19 protein-coding genes are annotated in these 20,454 nt (G+C 36.7%); 9 read left to right on the forward strand and 10 right to left on the reverse strand.

Annotation, left to right across the window (positions count from 1 at the left end; all coding sequences use genetic code 11):
* Window positions 1-88: 88 nt before the first annotated feature.
* Together K2F26_RS24245 and K2F26_RS24250 are read right to left on the reverse strand one after the other, a co-directional pair.
* Entirely contained in the window at window positions 89-607 is a 519-nt protein-coding gene (locus K2F26_RS24245) for a DUF29 family protein (protein ID WP_220609825.1), read from the reverse strand.
* A gap of 127 nt (window positions 608-734) precedes the next feature.
* The gene (locus K2F26_RS24250) at window positions 735-3,215 is read right to left on the reverse strand and encodes a vWA domain-containing protein (RefSeq protein ID WP_220609826.1); all 2,481 of its coding nucleotides are present in this window, start codon (window positions 3,213-3,215) and stop codon (window positions 735-737) included.
* A 393-nt stretch (window positions 3,216-3,608) separates the two neighbouring features.
* Between K2F26_RS24250 and K2F26_RS24255 the strand changes: the two genes are divergently transcribed.
* Complete coding sequence (locus K2F26_RS24255) at window positions 3,609-3,836, forward strand: type II toxin-antitoxin system HicB family antitoxin (RefSeq protein WP_228020305.1); 228 nt, start codon at window positions 3,609-3,611, stop codon at window positions 3,834-3,836.
* Complete coding sequence (locus K2F26_RS24260) at window positions 3,833-4,060, forward strand: type II toxin-antitoxin system HicA family toxin (protein ID WP_220609827.1); 228 nt, start codon at window positions 3,833-3,835, stop codon at window positions 4,058-4,060. The genes K2F26_RS24255 and K2F26_RS24260 overlap by 4 nt, the downstream gene beginning before the upstream one ends.
* Window positions 4,061-4,188: 128 nt before the next feature.
* On the opposite strand, the gene K2F26_RS24265 is transcribed toward K2F26_RS24260, so the two are convergent.
* Entirely contained in the window at window positions 4,189-4,707 is a 519-nt protein-coding gene (locus tag K2F26_RS24265; protein WP_220609828.1) for a DUF29 family protein, read from the reverse strand.
* Window positions 4,708-4,898: 191 nt separating this feature from the next.
* Between K2F26_RS24265 and K2F26_RS24270 the strand changes: the two genes are divergently transcribed.
* Window positions 4,899-6,407, forward strand: coding sequence for a UbiD family decarboxylase (locus K2F26_RS24270; protein WP_220609829.1), 1,509 nt, complete (start codon window positions 4,899-4,901; stop codon window positions 6,405-6,407).
* A gap of 99 nt (window positions 6,408-6,506) precedes the next feature.
* On the opposite strand, the gene K2F26_RS24275 is transcribed toward K2F26_RS24270, so the two are convergent.
* The 6 genes from K2F26_RS24275 to K2F26_RS24300 all read right to left on the reverse strand — a co-directional run bounded on the left by K2F26_RS24275 (window position 6,507) and on the right by K2F26_RS24300 (window position 13,534).
* Window positions 6,507-7,496: a hypothetical protein gene (locus K2F26_RS24275; RefSeq protein WP_220609830.1), complete on the reverse strand. Its 990-nt coding sequence runs from the start codon at window positions 7,494-7,496 to the stop codon at window positions 6,507-6,509.
* Window positions 7,497-7,506: 10 nt separating this feature from the next.
* Window positions 7,507-7,752 (reverse strand): hypothetical protein, encoded by a 246-nt coding sequence (locus tag K2F26_RS24280; protein ID WP_096571856.1) that lies wholly within the window; start codon window positions 7,750-7,752, stop codon window positions 7,507-7,509.
* A 435-nt stretch (window positions 7,753-8,187) separates the two neighbouring features.
* Window positions 8,188-10,092, reverse strand: a complete 1,905-nt coding sequence (gene dnaK, locus K2F26_RS24285; protein WP_220609831.1) for a molecular chaperone DnaK — start codon at window positions 10,090-10,092, stop codon at window positions 8,188-8,190.
* A 280-nt stretch (window positions 10,093-10,372) separates the two neighbouring features.
* Window positions 10,373-10,867: an Hsp20/alpha crystallin family protein gene (locus K2F26_RS24290; RefSeq protein WP_220609832.1), complete on the reverse strand. Its 495-nt coding sequence runs from the start codon at window positions 10,865-10,867 to the stop codon at window positions 10,373-10,375.
* Between the two features lie 547 nt (window positions 10,868-11,414).
* Window positions 11,415-12,164, reverse strand: coding sequence for a thioesterase II family protein (locus tag K2F26_RS24295; RefSeq protein ID WP_220609833.1), 750 nt, complete (start codon window positions 12,162-12,164; stop codon window positions 11,415-11,417).
* A 233-nt stretch (window positions 12,165-12,397) separates the two neighbouring features.
* Window positions 12,398-13,534 carry a cob(I)yrinic acid a,c-diamide adenosyltransferase gene (locus K2F26_RS24300; protein WP_220609834.1) on the reverse strand — a complete coding sequence of 379 codons (1,137 nt, stop codon included), beginning with the start codon at window positions 13,532-13,534 and terminating at the stop codon, window positions 12,398-12,400.
* A gap of 359 nt (window positions 13,535-13,893) precedes the next feature.
* Here K2F26_RS24300 and fraC point away from each other — a divergent pair, with 359 nt between their 5' ends.
* From fraC to K2F26_RS24315, 3 genes are all read left to right on the forward strand, one after another.
* Window positions 13,894-14,442, forward strand: coding sequence for a filament integrity protein FraC (gene fraC, locus K2F26_RS24305; RefSeq protein ID WP_220609835.1), 549 nt, complete (start codon window positions 13,894-13,896; stop codon window positions 14,440-14,442).
* 66 nt (window positions 14,443-14,508) lie between these two features.
* Window positions 14,509-15,519 (forward strand): septal junction protein FraD, encoded by a 1,011-nt coding sequence (gene fraD / locus K2F26_RS24310; RefSeq protein ID WP_220609836.1) that lies wholly within the window; start codon window positions 14,509-14,511, stop codon window positions 15,517-15,519.
* A 53-nt stretch (window positions 15,520-15,572) separates the two neighbouring features.
* Window positions 15,573-16,352 (forward strand): ABC transporter permease, encoded by a 780-nt coding sequence (locus tag K2F26_RS24315; protein ID WP_220609837.1) that lies wholly within the window; start codon window positions 15,573-15,575, stop codon window positions 16,350-16,352.
* Window positions 16,353-16,505: 153 nt separating this feature from the next.
* Here the strand turns inward: K2F26_RS24315 and K2F26_RS24320 are convergent, their stop codons facing one another.
* A complete protein-coding gene (locus tag K2F26_RS24320) occupies window positions 16,506-17,393 on the reverse strand; it encodes a carbohydrate ABC transporter permease (RefSeq protein ID WP_220609838.1) in 888 nt (295 codons plus the stop codon).
* Window positions 17,394-17,439: 46 nt separating this feature from the next.
* Here K2F26_RS24320 and purN point away from each other — a divergent pair, with 46 nt between their 5' ends.
* The 3 genes from purN to rdgB all read left to right on the forward strand — a co-directional run bounded on the left by purN (window position 17,440) and on the right by rdgB (window position 20,450).
* Window positions 17,440-18,087, forward strand: a complete 648-nt coding sequence (gene purN / locus K2F26_RS24325) for a phosphoribosylglycinamide formyltransferase (protein WP_137666086.1) — start codon at window positions 17,440-17,442, stop codon at window positions 18,085-18,087.
* Window positions 18,088-18,294: 207 nt separating this feature from the next.
* Window positions 18,295-19,746, forward strand: a complete 1,452-nt coding sequence (locus K2F26_RS24330) for a phosphoglucomutase/phosphomannomutase family protein (protein ID WP_220609839.1) — start codon at window positions 18,295-18,297, stop codon at window positions 19,744-19,746.
* A 125-nt stretch (window positions 19,747-19,871) separates the two neighbouring features.
* Window positions 19,872-20,450: an RdgB/HAM1 family non-canonical purine NTP pyrophosphatase gene (rdgB, locus tag K2F26_RS24335; RefSeq protein WP_220609840.1), complete on the forward strand. Its 579-nt coding sequence runs from the start codon at window positions 19,872-19,874 to the stop codon at window positions 20,448-20,450.
* Window positions 20,451-20,454: the final 4 nt, after the last annotated feature.

The following is a 20,454-nucleotide window of genomic DNA, read 5'->3' on the forward strand; positions in this document are numbered from 1 at the left end:
GGGTAATTATATTTTTCTCAATCAACCATCAACTATCAACTATCAACTATCAGGGTGACAATATAATTAATTACCATAAATTACCATATTATCTGCGTCCTAACTTCCAATCTTCACCACCAGGTAACTGAGTCAAATAATTATCAACCACTGCTGGTAATTCTTTAACAGAATAATCATAAGTGAACTTTAATAACGCTTGACTTTGATAAATAATTTGTTCCTTGTCCACCATTTCTGCTAATTGAAAAGGACTATAAACACCATTTAAAACTTCCACACTGGCATCACGAATAGCTACATCAATTTCATTTTCAAGATAATCATACCAGTCATCTAAATTAATATAATAGGATTTTTTATTTTCTTTTAAATTGATATCTTGAATTTCTAAAACTGCATTTCTCATAGAAGCTGCCCAAGAATTTGTTAACCGCTTCTCAATTTGATTCTTAATTAAATGAATTAATAACACCTTGAAAAAAGACTTTATTTGTCTTAAAATCGCCTTTTTACTCATCCCCTCCAACTCATCCACAATCGCTAAAGCATCTGTGTAACGCTGTTCTAAAATACAATTTCTGAGGTCTATTAATTCCTGGGTCATATTTTTATTAACCTCAAATTTAGTCAAGATACTTATTTATAATAACACATTATTTTACGACATACTCAATTTATCAAATAGGTAAGGGTTTAGCAATGCTAAACCCCAACAAAATCTACAAAATTACCTAACTCACACCCACAGGTTTTTTACTGTAATATTCATTTTCTGCATACACACTAATTACAGTATCACCAACTACGAAAAATGTCCCTTCCTGTTCAGATTTAGAAAACTGCAAATCAGGATATTTACTACTAATTTCATCCGCAGTCATCGCTGGAGCATTCATTTCATCAGGTAACAAACCCGTCGCACCAATATAAAATACTAAAGGTGAAATTTTCTCTCGATAAACATTTTCTGTGTAACTCTCTAACTTCTGTTTTGCTGTTGTCATCGCGTCGATAATTTCCTGTTTATCCACAGGTGTACCTGCGTGTTTTGCTTGTAGTAATAAAGCTAAACTTCCAGCACCTACCAAATTTAAAATTTCCGCAACTTTACCCGTTGTTTCTATTCCCAAAAAATCATCAAAAACAGCTTTCATTAAATCATCTGCTTTTGTAAATTTGCTCCTAGAAGAAACAGCTTTACAACGAAAAGCAATGTTTTCCTGAAAAGCTAATTCAAAAGTCGGTTTTTTGAAAATTTCCCCAGTTTCCGAATCGAAAACTTCATATCTTTTATCAAGAAATTGATTAGCAGAAGACAATTTATTAAAATTCACAATTTCTAAACTGCCAATATCAATTTTATAACTCACTCTTGAATCTACAGTACCATCAGACAAAGCAACTTTCAAATCTGTATATTCGTTAGTGGTGGGAAAATTCAGATACAGATTTTTAGAAAGATAATGTTTTTTCAACTCTTCTATTTGTGCGGGAATAAATATATCCGACTCTTCCCTTAAATGAGCAGATAAAATACTCGTTAAAGCTTTAATTTCTGCCAGTTGAGTAAACAAACCTTCCACGCTGCTATAATTACCTTCAAAACTCACCAAAGGTAAATCTGCTAATTGCAAAGTATATTCTTTTTGAAAATCAAATTTCTCCCCATCAATAACCCCCACTGCTTGTAATTCATCAAAGGTTTTTTTACTGCTAATTTTCATTTTTAAAGTCTTAACATTAATTTCTCCATCACTGACAATGGTATAATTATTAAAAGTCGTTAAAGCATTTAATAACACACCCGCAACTTCAGTAATAGGGGTTTTATCTTCCGCTTTTACCAGTTTGACTTTTTGCGTAAGCAGCATATTAATAGTCGCGGTATTGCGGTTAATATCAAAACTACCCATCTGCACATAATCACCTGGTTCAATATATTCTATTTCTAACCAAGGTTTGATTAATTCCCCATTTTCTCCCCTTGTACCATTAACCCGCTTAATACCCTTTCTTTGATAAGTTTCTTTCAGATGTTTGAGGTTAATAATGATATGTTGGCGATGTTTTGATAAAATATCAATCAATGCCAAAACGGAAATTTTATCATTAACTTTGACATGATCTAAAATTTCATGTTCAGCTAAAACATGAGGATAAAAGATGGCAATTTCTAAATCTTTGGTAAAATCAGCAATGTCTTCATTGGTTAAAGCTTTTGCGTGTCTTGCGGTTAAAGTTGCATTGAACGTACTAGCAAGTGCGTATTTCGCAGTATTCAAATTTCCATCTGCTAAATTAGCTTTGGCAAAAATATAAACAGACGGATCATTTTGTGCCACTGGAACATCTTTTAATTGTTCATAAGCTGCTTTGGTAATTTGCTTATATTTATAGATGTAAGCTTCATCTTCCGGTTTCAAACCAAAAACTTTTAAAGTTTGATTTGTGCCATTAATTTTTTTAGCAGTGGAAGAAAAGAAAACTTGATAACTGTAGTCACTAGCTAAGGTTTCTTCTATGACTATTCCTGTCGCTTCTTTTAACACATTTCCGGTGTTATACAAAGCATCATAAACTTCCTTAATATTGCCAGCTTGGATACAAATACCAGAAACAGAATTAGCGATTTTAGCGAGGAATTTAAAATCAGAAGAGGAAGAATAAGCAATAGTGTTAACAAAAACTTCCTTGTTTTTCAAATCATTACAAATTTCCTCTATTGCCTTAGATTTAGAATTGAAACTGCTATCATTAGCATAGCCGTCACTGTGTAAAGTAATTGCAGTTAATTCATCAGGACGAATCAATTCATTAGCTAATTTCAAAGATTGAGAAATACAAGTTAAATAAGTAGCGTGAATTGCTTTGATATCAGCAATATAATCTGAATCTGGCTGCATTACCTCTTGAATAGGTACACGCTGAAAATGACAAGTTAAATCACCTTTGGAAGAATAGGAAATTAGTGTCACAACTAATTCTGAGTTGCTATATTCATCCAGCGTCAAAAGTTTGATTAAGGTTTCTTTTAATGCTTCAATATCACCACACATTGAACCAGAACGATCAATGATTATGATACTATGAGCGATCATTTTTTTAGGAATTGCATCTGGCTTAATTTCCAGTTTGACTTTTTCAGTTAAATAGAAAGCTTTTTCCTTACCTGCGAGATTATAAACAGCAAACTTGGTTTTTTGACTTGTCATAATTTTTGCAAATGGTAATTTTACAAGGAATATTGTCCAGGATAAATCACAGGATAGATCAATTTATACCTGATTTGAATGATGTTGTAATATGTTGTAAAGAATCTAATTAGAGATGTTTTGATTATCTCTATATCACATATAGTACGTAAATACTATAAAAATGTCAAGGTCAGGGTAAAAATCTTTATATTTCTTAATTTTTGCTTGTCAGCAGAGTGAGAAATGTTTTACTAAATATCTCAAATGTAATGATGCTAAAACTGCATTTAGATCCCCAACTTCTTTGATAAATTAACATTATTTACCAAAGATTAAATTAAGAAGTCGGGGATCTTTCCTTTGTGTTATAATAAAAATCTAACATAATTAACCTGCGATAAAACTATAGCAATGACAACCAAAACCATGAAAAACAAAGAATTTTATGTAGTAATTGAAAGAGATGAAGATGGTATGTATATTGGTGAAGTTCCTCAACTGAAAGCCTGTTATAGTCAAGGAGAAACCATTGATGAATTAATCACTAATATTAAAGAAGTAATTGAAATGTGTTTAGAGGAATTAGAAGAAGAGTCAATAACAGAATTTATAGGAGTCCAAAAAGTAGTTTTATCATGACTAAATTACCAGCAATTACAGGAGAAGAATTAATTGCCGCATTACAAAAAATAGGTTTTTATATAGTACGACAAAAAGGTAGTCATGTGAGAATGAAACATCAAGATGATCGAGTTGTTTCTATTCCTTGTCATAGTGGTAAAACCATTGGTAAAGGTCTATTATTAAAAATAATGCGAGATGCAGATTTAACAAAACATGAATTAATCGAACTTTTAAACTGATACTTCAACCCTCCTCTTCCTTTGCACCTTTGCTTATTAGCGACTTTGCGCGAAATATTAGATCCCCAAATCCAACAACAAATTTTGATCATTGATCGCATATTCTCTATATAACTTATCTATATTAATCATCTTTTTCCTAATTTCCAATCTTCACCACCAGGTAACTGGGTTAAATAATCATCAACCACTGCGGGTAATTCCTTAATTGAGTAATTATAGGTCAAATTCAACAAACTTTGTGATTGATTAATCACCGCAAATTTATCAACTATTTCCGTTAATTGAAAGGGACTATAAATACCATTCATAACTTCATCACTAGCTTCTCGAATAGCTTCCTCAAATTCATCTTCTAACATTGATTGCCACTCATCTATTTTGACGTAGTAAGAAGTTTTATTGTCTTGTAAATTGATTTTTTTTATTTCTCTAATAGAACTGCGAATAGAATTAGCCCAAGAATTAGTTAATCTTTTTTCTATCTGATTTTTAATTAAATGAATCATCAGCCGCAATAAAAAAGATTGAATGTTTCTGAAAATTGCTTGTCTACCCATTCCCTCTAACTCATCTACAATAGCTAAAGCATCACTATAACGCTGTTCTAAAATACTATTTCTGAGGTCTATTAATTCCTGTGTCATTGTTTTATTAACCTCACTGTAACAATATTTTTATAATAACATATCATTAGATGAATTGTATTATATAATCTGCGTCAATCTGCGTTCATCTGCGTTCAATTATTCTGGAAATCATGATTATATAGTACAGATAAACTATCAAATATCAAGTTAAGATCAAGAAGACTTTACACTTCTTAACTGTTAGGGATATGGCGCGAGATTTACGGGGATTTATTAAAATTCTGGAAGAAAGAGGACAATTAAAGCGAATTTCGGCTTTAGTAGACTCTGAACTAGAAATTGCGGAAATTTCTAACCGAATGCTGCAAAAAGGTGGTCCAGGTTTAATCTTTGAAAATGTCAAAGGTGCATCTTTCCCCGTTGCAGTGAATTTAATGGGGACGGTAGAAAGGATATGCTGGGCTATGAATATGGAAAAACCAGAGGAGTTGGAAACTTTGGGGAAGAAGTTAAGTATGCTTCAGCAACCCAAACCCCCGAAAAAGATTTCTCAAGCGATAGACTTTGGTAAGGTGCTGTTTGATGTTGTCAAAGCGAAACCGGGAAGGGATTTTTTCCCCGCTTGTCAACAGGTGGTTGTGGAAGGTGATGATTTAGACTTAAATAAGTTGCCTTTAATACGTCCTTATCCGGGAGATGCCGGAAAGATAATTACGCTGGGATTGGTAATTACCAAGGATTGTGAGACAGGAACGCCAAATGTGGGTGTGTATCGTCTACAACTGCAATCTCAAAACACCATGACCGTACACTGGTTATCAGTGCGGGGGGGTGCGAGACATTTACGCAAAGCGGCGGAACGTGGTAAGAAGTTAGAAGTGGCGATCGCCCTTGGAGTCGATCCTTTAATCATTATGGCAGCAGCCACACCCATTCCCGTAGATTTATCAGAATGGTTATTTGCCGGACTTTATGGCGGTTCTGGAGTACAATTAGCCAAGTGTAAAACAGTAGATTTAGAAGTACCCGCAGATTCAGAATTTGTTTTAGAAGGAACTATCACCCCAGGGGAAGTTTTACCTGATGGTCCCTTTGGCGATCACATGGGATATTATGGCGGTGTGGAAGATTCGCCTTTGGTTCGCTTCCAGTGCATGACTCACCGCAAAAATCCGATTTATCTTACCACATTTAGCGGTCGTCCACCCAAAGAAGAAGCCATGATGGCGATCGCCCTTAACCGCATCTATACCCCAATTTTACGGCAACAAGTATCAGAAATAGTTGACTTCTTCCTGCCAATGGAAGCATTAAGTTACAAAGCAGCAATTATTTCTATTGATAAAGCATACCCCGGACAAGCAAGACGAGCAGCTTTAGCTTTTTGGAGTGCCTTACCTCAATTCACCTATACTAAATTTGTCATAGTTGTTGATAAAAATATCAACATTCGTGATCCGCGTCAAGTTGTCTGGGCAATTAGTTCTAAAGTTGACCCAACCAGGGATGTATTCATATTACCAAATACCCCCTTTGACACCTTAGATTTTGCTAGTGAAAAACTTGGTTTAGGGGGGAGAATGGGCATAGATGCAACCACCAAAATACCCCCAGAAACAGAACATGAATGGGGCGCACCTTTAGAATCTGATCCTGATATTGCCGCAATGGTAGAAAGACGTTGGGCAGAATACGGATTAGCAGATTTAAAACTAGGAGAAGTTGACCCCAATTTGTTTGGTTATGATATGAAATAGGAGTCAGGAGTCAGGAGTCAGGAGTTCAGGAGAAAGAAGAACTTATTGTTCCTCCCCTGCTTCCCCTGCTTCCCCTGCTTCCCCTGCTTCCCCATCTCCTTATCTTCTTGATATCATCCTTGCATCCCAGGTATAGAAACCAATTTGGTTAGGAACTCTAGAAAATCTACCTGTGCGATGACCTCTAGATAATTCATTGAGAACCTTATTTTTTACCTCTCTCATGTCCCGATCATCAAGTTCTCCATAGATACCATTAATGACTTCATTCACACCAAAAACCCGTCCTCGATGTTCTCCTAAAAAAGAGGTAAGAGCATCAATTAAAAATTGACCCTCATATTTTTTGAGCATGGGAATATCATTGGAGTGTGTTACAGCCACAGGCTTTTTTCTTCTACTTTTACTACGAGTAGATGAGCCATTTTGATGATTAGGATCTAACAAACTTAAAGCCAGAGTATAACAACCAGGTTCGTTAGGAATAGCCGACCAATAACCCCTTTCTCTACCTTGAGTCAGAGAAGATTGAACCCTACCTTTGACGATTTTAAAGATAGTAGATTCTAACTCACCATAGAGCGATCGCACAATAAAATCTATATGGCAAACAGTCCCAGCATATTCATGTAATAAAATCCTTAAAGCTTCCATCCGACTCAAGGATTTATATTCAGGAAGCATGGGAATTTCCACCCCCTTCGTAAAATGTTCATAACTATCCAAAGAGGTATTTCTCGGATGAGAAACTGCTGCTTTTGCAGCCGCAGCACTTGAACCATTTGTTTTCCATTGTTGAGAGTGAGAAGGTTCTGACTCTACAGACTCGAACAAGTCTAAATCAGACTGATGATCTGATGCCAAAAACAAACGAGAACCTGGTTGCTCACTAGCTTCTAATTCTGAAACTTCATGTTCATCAGGATAGGACCAAGGAGACAACAAAGCTTCCACATGATCCAATTGCGATCGCGCTTCAATAAATAGCCGTTGGTACTCTTGTGCAAGACCAGCATAATAGTCTCGTAATTCCAACAATGGTCTAATAAATACCTCTGAAGGAGGTTGTAATTGTTCTTGGGTGTTCATATTACTTCAATTATTCTAATTCAATGTCACTTTTGTAATTCATCGCATGAGGCTTGAGTTTTCTAGGATCATGAGCAGATTTTTTCGGAGGTTGAGGAGGACGGCAACTTTCACAATATAAAGGTCTAGGTCCAAAGGTTTCCCGTTTTGTCGCTTGATTACATTCTTTACAAACAAAATGAAAAACACGAGTGTGAATCTGTCTTTTATGCGCTCTAACAGTATATTCTCTCACATCAATGATCTTGGTAGCCATAATTTAAGAATTGCCCAGTTCTGTAATCTTAATATAGCTATTCAAGCAAACAAAACAATTTCAGTGTGTGTTTTACTGCAAGTTTTCTTCAAATCCTTAAAATAAAGTCAAATAGGATAAACATTTGTATGGTTAAGAATAAACAGCAAAGCCATCTCCACTTCTGAGATTTTGCCGCTAATCTCCCCTTTCCTGAAGATGACATTTGATATTTAATTTAAGTCTTTCTACTTGTTCATCTCTATCTACTGATCATCTGGATAACTTTGCATAAATTTGATAGTCAAACCATCCTCCTTATGGAGTAAATTGCCCGATCAAGTTGTTGATATGTTGTAATTTATGATTTATTATTTATTTTGTTTGAGAAATAGATCCCTGACTTGTGGTCAGGGATATCCTTGATCTTCTGACTCCTGACTCCTTGATATCCTATTATTGGGACTCCACAAAATCAGCATCAATCACATCTTCACCCCGATTTGTGTGCGGTTGAGGTTCTCGACTACTTCCATCTGGACTTACATCCGGTCTTCCCGCTTGAGCATAAACCGCACTACCAATTTGCATCAAGGTTTGCTGTAATTCACTGCTAAGAGACTTAATCCGATCAAAATTATCTTGATTGATAGCTTCCCGCAAATCCTTAACTAACTCATCAACTCGACTTCTATCAGCAGCACTGACTTTATCACCCAAGTCTCTGAGTTCTTTTTCTGCTTGATAAACTAAAGAATCAGCTAAATTCTTAGTATCAATTTGTTCCCGTCTTTTTCTATCTTCCTGTGCATGAGCTTCCGCATCCCGCACCATTTTTTCTACATCTCGTTTATCAAGAGTAGAAGCACCAGTAATAGAAATTGACTGCTGTTTATTAGTGGCTTTATCCTTAGCAGTCACGGAAAGAATACCATTAGCATCAATGTCAAAGGTAACTTCAATTTGTGGTACACCTCTGGGTGCTGGAGGAATACCATCTAAACGAAAAGTACCCAAACTTTTATTATCTTTTGCTAACTCTCTTTCACCTTGTAAAACATGAATTTCTACATTACTTTGACCATCAGCCGCAGTAGAAAAAATTTCTGATTTCTTCACAGGAATAGTTGTATTACGGCCAATGATTTTAGTCATCACACCGCCCAGAGTTTCCACACCTAAAGATAAAGGAGTGACATCAAGCAGTAAAATATCTTTAACTTCACCTGATAAAACACCCGCTTGAATAGCAGCACCTACCGCTACAACTTCATCAGGATTCACACCTTGACAGGGATCTTTACCCGTCATTCTTCTCACTAATTCTTGCACAGCAGGAATACGAGTAGAACCACCAACTAAAACAATTTCATCAAGTTGGGCATTTGTCAGTTTTGCGTCTTGCAATGCTTGTTGTACTGGTTTACGACAACGATCTAAAAGATCCGCCGTCATCTCCTCAAACTTAGCCCTTGTTAATGTCATATCCAAATGTTTTGGACCTGCTTGAGTAGCCGTAATAAAGGGCAAATTGATATTAGTTTGCGTGGCGCTAGAAAGTTCAATCTTTGCCTTTTCTGCCGCTTCCGTTAATCTTTGTAATGCCTGTTTATCTTTCCTTAAATCAATACCTTCATTAGTTTGAAATTCATGTGCTAACCAATCAACAATCTTTTTATCAAAGTCATCACCACCTAAATGAGTATCCCCACTGGTAGATTTAACTTCAAACACACCATCACCAACTTCCAAAATAGAAACATCAAAAGTACCGCCACCAAGGTCAAATACTAAAATAGTTTCATTTTGTTTTTTATCCAAACCATAAGCTAATGCTGCTGCTGTTGGTTCATTGATAATGCGGAGAACTTCTAAACCAGCAATTTTACCTGCATCTTTAGTAGCTTGTCTTTGGGAATCATTAAAATAAGCAGGAACAGTAATCACTGCTTGAGTAACTTTTTCTCCTAAATATTTACTAGCATCATCAACTAACTTTCTCAGAACTTGGGCAGAAATTTCTTCTGGTGCAAATTGTTTATTAACTGCGGGACAACTGAGCTTGACATTACCATTACTATCACGCAGGGTTCTATAGGAAACTTCCGTCGCTTCATGGGTAATTTCTTCATGTTTGCGCCCAATGAACCTTTTCACAGAATAAAAAGTATTTTCTGGGTTCATTACCGCTTGTCGTCTAGCAATTTGACCTACCAAACGTTCACCGGTTTTAGTGTAAGCTACCACAGAAGGAGTGATGCGTTGTCCTTCAGAATTAGCTATTACTAAAGGTTGCCCACCTTCCATCACAGCAACACAAGAATTAGTAGTTCCTAAATCAATTCCTACTACCTTTGCCATATCTTCCCCCTGGACTTGAGTAGAAGTTTTTCAGAAGTGCTATTCTCTCGTTCCCAGTCTCAGACTGGGAATGCTATTACAGAGTCTCTGACTCTGCTATCACTAAAGGCAGAACCTTCAATAATTCATTCCCATACAGAGTATGGGAACGAGAAAATGAGATGTAAACTGAATGTGGGATGGGCATCTTGCCCGTCACAGGCTAGAAGCCTGTGCCACAGGTGTTCATATCTCAAATGGAAATGCTATAGCTGACTGCTTATAGCTAATAGCTTAAAAATTAACCGAGATTAACTTTGAAAGCTTTTTGTTTTTCTGGTTCTGCTTTCGGCAAGTTCAACCGCAAAATACCATCTTTATATTCTGCGTTAACTTCTTCATGTTTTACTGTCGAAGGCAATGGAATTACCCGTTGGAATTTACCATAACGAAATTCGGAACGAGTGTAACCTTCTCTTTCAGTTGTTGTTTCAGACTTCCTTTCACCAGTAATAGAAACAGCTTCAGGAGTGACTTCAACATTCACATCTTTAGCTTCTAAACCAGGTAGTTCTAGTTTCAATTTATAAGCATCATCAGTTTCTTCGAGTTCAGCAGCAGGGATAAAAGTTAACCCTCCTCTTTCACTGCCATCACCTGGTATCATTCTTTCAAACAAACGATTCATCCGCCTTTGTAAAGTATCAATTTCGCGGAAAGGATCCCAACGTTCAAGTTCGCGGAAAGGTTCTAAACGTTCAAGATCGCGGATAGGGTCCCAACGAACTAATGCCATATCTATCTCCTATACAATGCTGTATTTGGCTTGCGGAGGCTTAATTTTCAGCTTCACAGATGGTAAACTATACTCGTATATTTTTTAAATCTTTTATTGCGTGAAGCTTGATCTTTTGCTTCCTAAATAAACCATAACACCAAGATTTAAATTTAGTAGGTTCGGTTTTATAGCTATAAAAATCGCAATAGCCGTACCTGCTACATTGTTTCACAATTTGTTACAAGCATGGCTATAAAAAATACACCTTATGTTAGTTGTAAATATCTCAACATTACCCTCAGTTATCAATGGACAATTGACAATTGATAATTGATAATTAATTGTTTAATTCCAGCTTTAAAACCTCCTATTTCCAGGGAAAAAGCTAAAAATGCCGCTTTTTCAATCTTCTTCCTTTAAGGGTGAGGTAGTTGTCAATTGTTCATTGTCAATTTTTCATTGTCAATTGTTCATTATTGAAGGCTATGCAGCAGTCAATTTTTTATCAAAAAAACAGAAAATAAAAATCCCTCTTAGGTAGAGTTATCAAGTAAAAACAATATTGTCATTCTAACTTATGAGATATATATTGTAGTAAAACTTTTTCATGTTCACGAATAAAAAAGTGATCACCAGGAAACTTATGTAAAGAAAAAGCTGCTGTCGTCTGTTCTTGCCATGCTTCTAATTCATAATCAGTCAATGTGGTATCTTGTAACCCACCAAAAACACTAATGGGAAAATCAAAAGGTGGTTGATGGGTGTAAACATAAGTTTCTAAAACTGTAAAATCAGCCCGGAGAATAGGCAGAAAAATTTGGATCAGTTCTTCATTTTCTATGACACCATCAGGAGTACCATTAAAGTTGCAAATTGCTTGCCAAAATTCATCATCTGGTAAGTTATAAATTTTTCTTTTTGTGGGTGTAACTTGGGGAGCATTGCGAGCAGAAATAAATAAATGTAATGGTGTTAAATTATCATCTGAACGCAGTAAACGAGCTAATTCAAAACCAACTAGTCCACCCATACTATGTCCAAAAATAGCAAAGGGTTTATCTAAAAATGGGATGAGATTTTTCGCTATTTCTTCAACTAAAGGCTGCATTTTTGTGTAGGGAGGAAATTTCATTTGTTTTCCCCTACCAGGAATTTCTATAGGACAGACTTCAATGGTTGGGGGTAAATGACTAGGCCAGGTGCGAAATACCATTGCGCTACCTCCTGCGTAGGGTAAGCAGAATAGGCGCATTTTTGCTTGGGGGTTGGGTTTGGGGCAAGTTACCCAGGCGTTTAATGTGGTTTTGGTGTTCATAATAGGGTCTAAGTAGGTAGGCGTTAAAAATTGTCGTTATGACAAGGCAAGAGGCACTCATGCAAGAGACAAGAGGTTTTTAGTTTCCGAAAATATGAGGTACATATTTAGCGGGCAAGATGCCCGCACCACAAGAGTTTCATTATTATGATTTGTAACTCTTATAAATGAAATCTGCTGTATAATTTCATGCAGGGGTAATTCATGAATTATCCCTACAGGAATAAAACTGCTTAAAAATCAACCCCCCGCTTCAATTCCACACCTTGATTAGCGTAATGTTTATGACAATAAACTTCAGAATGAATACTGGCTAAATCAAAGTATGCAGGTTGATTTTGACAACGCCCAGTAATAATTACTTCTGTGTCTTTTGGTTTACGCAGCAAAGCCTGTACAATTGGTTCAACAGGGAGTAATTCTAAATCAACGGTGGGATTAAGTTCATCGAGGATGATAGTTTTATACACACCAGAAGCGATCGCTGTTTTGGCAATTTCCCAACCTCTTTCCGCTTCTACATAATCTAATTCTTGGCGAGAATTACGCCACACGATCGCATCCCTTCCACAGCGTAAATGATCCACTACTTCAGGATAAGACTGCTGCAAAGCGGCGATCGCTGCATCTTCAGTATATCCACTGCCACCTTTTAACCACTGCATAATTAATACACGAGTAGAACCAGGATGATTAATACCTCTACCTATTGCCTGTAAAGCTTTACCCAAGGCACTGGTAGATTTACCTTTACCCGCACCAGTATAAATTTCTATACCTTCAATTAATAATGCTTTTGCTGTGGGATGGTGTTGGGGTTTCATTTCCGAATGCAGATCGGCAATATCTAATAATTGTTGCGGTGCTGCCCGACCTGTGGTAATAATTTCTAATTCCTGGGGTTTAGATTTTAAAGTGTTTACCACCTCATCCACAGGAAGCAAACCCAAATCTAAAACCGGGTTAATTTCATCTAAAACCACAACAGAATATAAACCAGAGGCGATCGCACCCTTGGCCACATCCCAACCCCGTGCTGCTTCTGCGCGATCAAAAGGGGTAATTTCATCATGGCCGAAATATTCCGCTCTACCAGTGCGAACCTGATCAATTAAATGGGGAAAACCACGCTGCAAAGCGGCGATCGCTCCATCCTCATCATAATCACGTTCTGGACCCTTCAAAAACCTTAACAGTAACACACGATGAAAATTACTCTCAGCATTAATACCCAGTCCGATAGAGCGCAGAACCACCCCTAAAGCCGCTTGAGACTTACCTTTACCCACACCATCATAAACATGAATTTGACCCGTGAGGCGTTCAGAACGTACTTGCGCTGTGCGAATACCGATGCCATTTCTTGTCATTTTTGGAAAACTGTAGAAAAGCTGTAACGTGGCTGTTTCTGATCTTACCGAACCTCTGGACTAATTCACCAACAGTCAGCAGTCAGTAGTCAAAACCTAAAACCCACGTAGGTGGGTTTTGTCTGTATAGCCACGACTTCCAGTCGCTGGCACAATTAGAGAAAAAATGATCAGAAAAATGAGATAATTTACCCCATCATCCGTATAATCTCAGTTATACTTTCATGGTACATCAAGAAATTGATTCAATGTTATACCTCCTGCATCCTGCAATACCCTGTATCTAAAATCCTCAATTACCATCCTTTCCTGGCTGGGTTCAATCTCAAATCTCAAACTTTATCATTTATTGATGCTTTATGTCAGACGAATTAACATTACCGAGAATTTTACCCCTTGGGGCAATTTTGTTTGAAACTTTATTTTTATTAATTGCCATTCCCCTAGAAGGGTATATTCTCAATAGATCACTCAAATTTGACAAAAAAACCAGCATTTTTTACGCCATAGCTATGAACGTTTTTTCCAGTGTCATTGGCTGGAATGTATTTTTTATGGTCGAACCAATATTAGCTGTAGGTATCAAGTCAGAATTGATTAGTTACATATTTTTTAATACCTTTAAAAGCGCCAGCATACAGAATTCTCTAATTCTCATGGGCTTTCTGGTTTTCTTTGGTACATTTTTGGTCAAGTTTGCATTGTTAAAACTCTTGATTATTACCTTATATGAAGGGGGTAAAAAACAAGAAAGCACAGACACCAATCAGCGCCAAAAAATATTCAATAATGAAAAACTTAAATTACAAAATACCAGCTTAATTACTACTACTTTAATCGCCAATTCCTTGAGTTATACGGCTATTTCATTAATTTTAGTCATTCGTGGTTTTGCTATTAGGAATTAAATTGAGAAATTAAGAAACTAAGTGAAAACATCAGCCAGGTAAAAATAGCTAAAAATAGGTGCAAATATGAATTCATCATTGTTTAAAGAAGTAATACAGCTATTTAAATTTGTTCAAGATTTATTTTTGGGCATTCAAAAACTGATAATGCCTCCCAAAGCTTTTTCCTGGCAGACATTTATCTATTTAAGCCTCTTCGCGTGGGGAAATTCATATTTTGCCACAGGACCAATCAAAGATATCATTGCCTTAACAGGTTGGGGATTTTTAATTGCAGGTACAGCTTGGTATACTACTGATGATCCTGCAAGAGTTCCAGGAACTTTTATGCCAGTAGGTGCATTATTAACTGGGTTTTTAGTCAGTGTATTTGCTTTTGGACATCAAGAAAATGTAGTTACACCTAGAACCATAGTTCTTTGGCCAACAATTGCAGCTATAATTACAGCAATCCCAGAATTTTTCTCAGGAACAGGTACATCAACAAAAGCTGCCCTTCCCAAATTAGAATCACGCCAAAAAATCATTATTTTACTTGCTTGGTCGATGTTGATAAGTTGCTGGATTCAATTTTACTTTGTCATAGATAAATGGTTAAAAGAATATCCCAGTTTATCCGCAGATAATTTTCAACGCAGCACCTTTGTAATTAAACTAGAACCAAAAGCGAAAAGACCAGAAAACGGTAATATGATTTTAAATAAAATTCAACCATTAATACAAGATGAAATATCTAACCGATCTTGGTCAGAAGTAGAAAGATGGTTACTAGAAGCTAACCAACAAGTAGGAAATTTGGGTAAAAGAATGATTAACCAAAACCTCAGCGAATACGAAGAAAAAGGACTATGGAAAATAGAACCGCGTGTAGTCAATATCAAATCTGGTTATAGATTAGATATTCTGAGTATTTGGCAAGGACCAACTGCTAATCGTAAGGGATTTTATCTGCAAAAATCTTGTCAAATTCAACCAGTATCAACTGTTAAAAGTCCAGAAAATAAAAATGCGGTAGCAGCAATTAAATGCGATCGCAACAGCAGATTTTTCATCGGTTCACCACCACCACAACAGTAGATTTATTTATCACTTACCAATTACCCATTACCAATTACCCATTACCAAAAAATATGAACGCAGTCAGAACATTTGTAATGGCAAAAAACGTATTTCAGGAAGTGATACGCGATCGCATCCTCTACATTATCGGTTTTTATGCAATTATCCTTGCTGTTGCTGACAGGGCAATTTTTGAATTTGCAGCTACAACCCAAGACAAAATCTTTTTAGATGTGGGTTTAGCAGTAATGAATGTCATTGGTTTAATTGTTGCAGTCTTTATTGGCACAGGACTTGTCAACAAAGAAATTGAAAAACGGACTATTTTCATGTTAATTGCTAAACCTATCAGCCGCAGTGAATTTATCACCAGTAAATACTTAGGTTTATCAGGTGTGTTGGGTTTACTTATAGCATCCATGACATTTATTTATTTGGTGTTTTTGCAACTTGGTAAAATGTCATATCCCCTACCCAGCATTCTTTTAGCCGTACTTTTCTTATTTTTACAATTAACTTTAATTACTGCTGTGGCTGTCACATTAGGAGTTTTTACCAGTTCCTTAATAGCCACAGCTTTAACATTTGCCGTCTATTTAATGGGCTATATTACCAAAGATTTAGTCGCATTAGGTCGTCTCAGTGAAAACCCTGCGGTAGAAAGAATCACCCAAGGTTTATATCTCATACTTCCAGATTTATCTCGCTTAGATTTAAAAAATGATGCTGTTTATGGACTGCAAGCAATACCTGACACCATGACACTATTAAGTAATGCTGGTTATGGCTTACTTTACAGTTTCATGTTGTTAGCGATCGCTATTTTTATCTTCTTGAAAAAAGAGTTTTAAAGGTGATTGGTGACTGGTGACTGGTGATTGGTGATTGGTGATTGGTGATTGGTGACTGGTGATTGGTGATTGGTGATTGGGTAGTAATTGATAATCATCAATTATCAATTATCAATTTTCAATTTTCAATTATCAATTATCAATTATCAATTATCAATTTTCTCCCCAGGTTCGTAACTGCAAATAAACTAACACCAAAGTCACCACTAATAACACAGTAGCAACTGCGGCGGCGTAACCAAAATCAAATTGACCAAAAGCTTCTTGATAAGTGTAATAAACTAACAAATTAGTAGAATTTAAAGGACCAGCCCCTGTAATCACATAAACAGGTTCAAAACTTCGTAATGTAAAAATTCCCGTGGTGACAGTCGCAAAAATTAAAGTAGGTCTTAATCCTGGTAAAGTAATATGCCAAAATTGCTGCCAACTATTTGCACCATCTAATTCTGCTGCTTCATAAAGACTTAGAGGAATAGCTTGCAACCCAGCCAAAAAAACCACCATATTAAAACCTATTTGTTTCCAAATACTAAATAAAATTATCACAGGCATTGCCCAAAAAGTATCACCTAACCAAGATACGGGTGCAACACCAAAAAAATCTAAAAATCCATTCACAGGACCAGTATTTTGAAACAACCAACGAAAACCTAAACCAGCCGCAACCAGTGAGATAATAGAAGGGAGAAAATAGGCACTTCGCAAAAGTCCCCGCAAAGCTAAAGAACGATCTAATAATACCGCTAGTCCCAAAGGAATCACCAAACTGGGAACAAGACTACCAAAAGTAAAATAAACAGTGTTAAACAGAACTTGCCAAAAATCAGAGTTAAGCAACAAACGCCAATAATTTTTCAAACCTACCCAATAAATACCCGATGAAGTAAAACTACCAGCAGTAAAACTGAGATAAAACAAATAGGCAATAGGCCAAATTATAAATAAACCTAACAAAATAAGTGCTGGTGTGAGAAAAACCCAAGCCGCAGTAGTATCATTATCTAGTAGTTCCGAAGGAGAAAAACGGGATGGTTTCATGATAATCTTAGACATTCACAGTATATTCATAATTTTATGAGAGTTTATGAGTCAATATTACCCCATTGATGGCACACCTAGTCTAGTTTCTCCTGATATTTCTCTGGAAAATTCACAACCTAGCAACGTTTTGAAACTGGGAGTAATGGCTTCAGGAAACGGTAGTAATTTTGAAGTAGTTGCCCAAGCTATCCAAGCAGGGAAACTCAACGCCCAAATTCAAGTTTTAATTTACAATAATCCCACAGCAAAAGCCGCAGAAAGGGCAGCAAATCACGGAGTAAAGGCTGTATTATTAAATCATCGTGACTATAAAAAGCGCGAAGATTTAGACAGAGAAATTGTCAAAACTTTTAATCAACATGATGTAGAATTAGTGATTATGGCTGGCTGGATGCGTTTGGTAACACAGGAATTAATTGACGCTTTTCCTGATAAAATTATTAATATTCATCCCAGCTTATTACCGAGTTTCAAAGGTGTGCGGGCTGTAGAACAAGCATTAGAAACCGGAGTGAAAATAACTGGTTGTACTGTACATCTGTTGCGTTTAGAAATGGACAGCGGACCAATTATCATGCAGGCCGCAGTACCAGTATTACCAGATGATACAGCCGAAACCCTACACGCAAGAATCCAAATTCAGGAACACCGTATTTTACCATTAGCCATTGCTTCCCTCGCTGACAGGTGACAGGTGACAGGTGACAGGTGACAGTTGACAGTTGACAGTTGACAGTTGACAGTTGACAGGTGACAGGTGACAGGGGGAATTATATTTTACCAATTACCAATTACCAATTACCAATTACCAATTACCAATTACCAATTACCAATCACCAATCACCAATCACCAGTATAAATGCTACAATCCTCTGTTAGAAAATTTTAGGATATCTCCATGTCAGTTTTAACTAACCCCATAAAGTTTGGTACTGATGGTTGGCGGGGTGTTATCGGTGATGAATTTACCTTTGAACGCCTAGCTATAGTTGCCCCAGTCGCCGCTAAAGTATTATATAATACATATTATTCTACAGTCGGTAGCCGTACCATCATTGTCGGTTACGATCGCCGTTTTATGGCAGAAAATTTTGCCCATGCTGTCGCTGATGCTGTCAAAGCAGTGGGTTTTGATGTCCTGTTTAGCGAAACCTACGCACCTACTCCCGCTTTTAGTTGGGCTGCAAAAGACCTCAATGCTTTAGGCGCGTTAGTCATCACCGCTAGTCATAATCCTGGTGCATATTTAGGGTTAAAAGTCAAGAGTGCTTTTGGTGGTTCTGTGCCTCCAGAAGTTACCAAAGAAATAGAAGCACTATTAACAGAAGCAGTACCAACCGCAACGACTCCAGGAAAAGAAGAGACATTTGATCCCTGGCCTAGTTATTGTCAAGCATTAGAAAAGAAAGTAAATATTCACGAAATTCGCCAAGCAATATCATCAGGTAAATTAACATTATTTGCTGATGTTATGCACGGTGCTGCTGCTAGTGGTTTGGTTAGATTATTAGGCGAAAAAGTTAAAGAAATTAATAGTAACCGTGATCCTTTATTTGAAGGAGGAGCGCCCGAACCTTTACCAAAATATCTTTCCCGATTATTTACAGAAATCAAAAATCATGGGGAAATTAATAACAATAATAACTCATATTTAACAGTAGGGTTAGTATTTGATGGAGATTGCGATCGCATCGCCGCAGTAAACAAAAACGCTAATTTCCTCAGTTCTCAAATCTTAATTCCCATCTTAATAGATCACCTCAAAACCAGACGCAACTTTACAGGGGAAATCGTTAAAACTGTCAGCGGTTCTGATTTAATTCCTCGTGTTGCCGAATCATTGAATTTACCTGTATTTGAAACCGCCGTTGGTTATAAATACATCGCTGATAGAATGTTAGATACAGAAGTATTATTAGGAGGTGAAGAATCGGGAGGAATTGGTTATGGTAGTCATATTCCTGAAAGAGATGCTTTACTATCAGCATTGTATGTATTAGAAGCAGTAGTAGAATCGGGTTTAGATTTAGGTGATTATTATCAACAATTGCAGAAAAGAACTAATTTTTTCTCAGCTTATGATCGGATAGATTTACCATTAGCTAGTATGGAAGTGAGAGGAAAATTATTACAACAATTACAAACCCAACCTTTAACAGAAATAGCAGGTAAAAAAGTCATTGATTGTAATACAATAGATGGTTATAAATTCCGTCTAGAAGATCAAAGTTGGTTAATGATTAGGTTTAGTGGAACTGAACCAGTATTACGCCTTTATTGTGAAGCACCAACTTTAGAACAAGTCCATCAAACCTTAAATTGGGCTAAAACTTGGGCAGAAGGAAATTAATAGGTAATGGGTAATGGGTAATTGGTAATTGGTGATTGGTTTATTCATCTTCCCTATTTCCTATTCCCTATTCCCTATTCCCTATTCCCTTCTTACTGTCACCTGTCACCTGTCACCTAATTCTAATGACTAAAACACTCGTAGTAGCCACAGGAAATCCCGGTAAATTGCGGGAAATGCAAGCTTATTTAGCTGATTCTGGTTGGGAATTAATCTTAAAACCAGCAGATCTAGATGTTGATGAAACTGGAGAAACTTTTGAAGCCAATGCTTGTTTAAAAGCTGCTGAAATTGCCAAAGCTACAGGAAAATGGGCGATCGCCGATGATTCCGGTTTAGCGGTAGATGCACTCAATGGTGCGCCTGGTGTATATTCTGCCCGTTATGGCAACACTGACGCAGACAGAATTGGGCGATTATTACGGGAATTAGGAGATACTAAAAATCGTCAAGCTCAGTTTATCTGTGCCGTAGCAGTTGCGAATCCTCAAGGAGAAATAGTTTTACAATCTGAGGGTATTTGTAAAGGTGAAATTCTCTATGAAATTCGTGGAGAAGGTGGTTTTGGTTATGATCCGATTTTTTATGTCCCAGAAAAGCAGTTGACTTTTGCCCAAATGTCACCGGAGTTGAAAAAGTCAATTAGTCATCGCGGTAATGCTTTGAAAAATTTAGTTCCGCAGTTGGTGAAGTTTAAAATTTAATCAT

The organism is Sphaerospermopsis torques-reginae ITEP-024 (assembly GCF_019598945.1).
GTDB lineage: Bacteria > Cyanobacteriota > Cyanobacteriia > Cyanobacteriales > Nostocaceae > Sphaerospermopsis.

What these genes read in the sequence shown, in the direction of transcription:
- K2F26_RS24245 (WP_220609825.1), bottom strand. Translation starts at nt 607, where the DNA reads ATGACCCAGGAATTAATAGACCTCAGAAATTGTATTTTAGAACAGCGT.
- K2F26_RS24250 (WP_220609826.1), bottom strand. Translation starts at nt 3,215, where the DNA reads ATGACAAGTCAAAAAACCAAGTTTGCTGTTTATAATCTCGCAGGTAAG.
- K2F26_RS24255 (WP_228020305.1), top strand. Translation starts at nt 3,609, where the DNA reads ATGACAACCAAAACCATGAAAAACAAAGAATTTTATGTAGTAATTGAA.
- K2F26_RS24260 (WP_220609827.1), top strand. Translation starts at nt 3,833, where the DNA reads ATGACTAAATTACCAGCAATTACAGGAGAAGAATTAATTGCCGCATTA.
- K2F26_RS24265 (WP_220609828.1), bottom strand. Translation starts at nt 4,707, where the DNA reads ATGACACAGGAATTAATAGACCTCAGAAATAGTATTTTAGAACAGCGT.
- K2F26_RS24270 (WP_220609829.1), top strand. Translation starts at nt 4,899, where the DNA reads ATGGCGCGAGATTTACGGGGATTTATTAAAATTCTGGAAGAAAGAGGA.
- K2F26_RS24275 (WP_220609830.1), bottom strand. Translation starts at nt 7,496, where the DNA reads ATGAACACCCAAGAACAATTACAACCTCCTTCAGAGGTATTTATTAGA.
- K2F26_RS24280 (WP_096571856.1), bottom strand. Translation starts at nt 7,752, where the DNA reads ATGGCTACCAAGATCATTGATGTGAGAGAATATACTGTTAGAGCGCAT.
- dnaK (WP_220609831.1), bottom strand. Translation starts at nt 10,092, where the DNA reads ATGGCAAAGGTAGTAGGAATTGATTTAGGAACTACTAATTCTTGTGTT.
- K2F26_RS24290 (WP_220609832.1), bottom strand. Translation starts at nt 10,867, where the DNA reads ATGGCATTAGTTCGTTGGGACCCTATCCGCGATCTTGAACGTTTAGAA.
- K2F26_RS24295 (WP_220609833.1), bottom strand. Translation starts at nt 12,164, where the DNA reads ATGAACACCAAAACCACATTAAACGCCTGGGTAACTTGCCCCAAACCC.
- K2F26_RS24300 (WP_220609834.1), bottom strand. Translation starts at nt 13,534, where the DNA reads ATGACAAGAAATGGCATCGGTATTCGCACAGCGCAAGTACGTTCTGAA.
- fraC (WP_220609835.1), top strand. Translation starts at nt 13,894, where the DNA reads ATGTCAGACGAATTAACATTACCGAGAATTTTACCCCTTGGGGCAATT.
- fraD (WP_220609836.1), top strand. Translation starts at nt 14,509, where the DNA reads ATGAATTCATCATTGTTTAAAGAAGTAATACAGCTATTTAAATTTGTT.
- K2F26_RS24315 (WP_220609837.1), top strand. Translation starts at nt 15,573, where the DNA reads ATGAACGCAGTCAGAACATTTGTAATGGCAAAAAACGTATTTCAGGAA.
- K2F26_RS24320 (WP_220609838.1), bottom strand. Translation starts at nt 17,393, where the DNA reads ATGAAACCATCCCGTTTTTCTCCTTCGGAACTACTAGATAATGATACT.
- purN (WP_137666086.1), top strand. Translation starts at nt 17,440, where the DNA reads ATGAGTCAATATTACCCCATTGATGGCACACCTAGTCTAGTTTCTCCT.
- K2F26_RS24330 (WP_220609839.1), top strand. Translation starts at nt 18,295, where the DNA reads ATGTCAGTTTTAACTAACCCCATAAAGTTTGGTACTGATGGTTGGCGG.
- rdgB (WP_220609840.1), top strand. Translation starts at nt 19,872, where the DNA reads ATGACTAAAACACTCGTAGTAGCCACAGGAAATCCCGGTAAATTGCGG.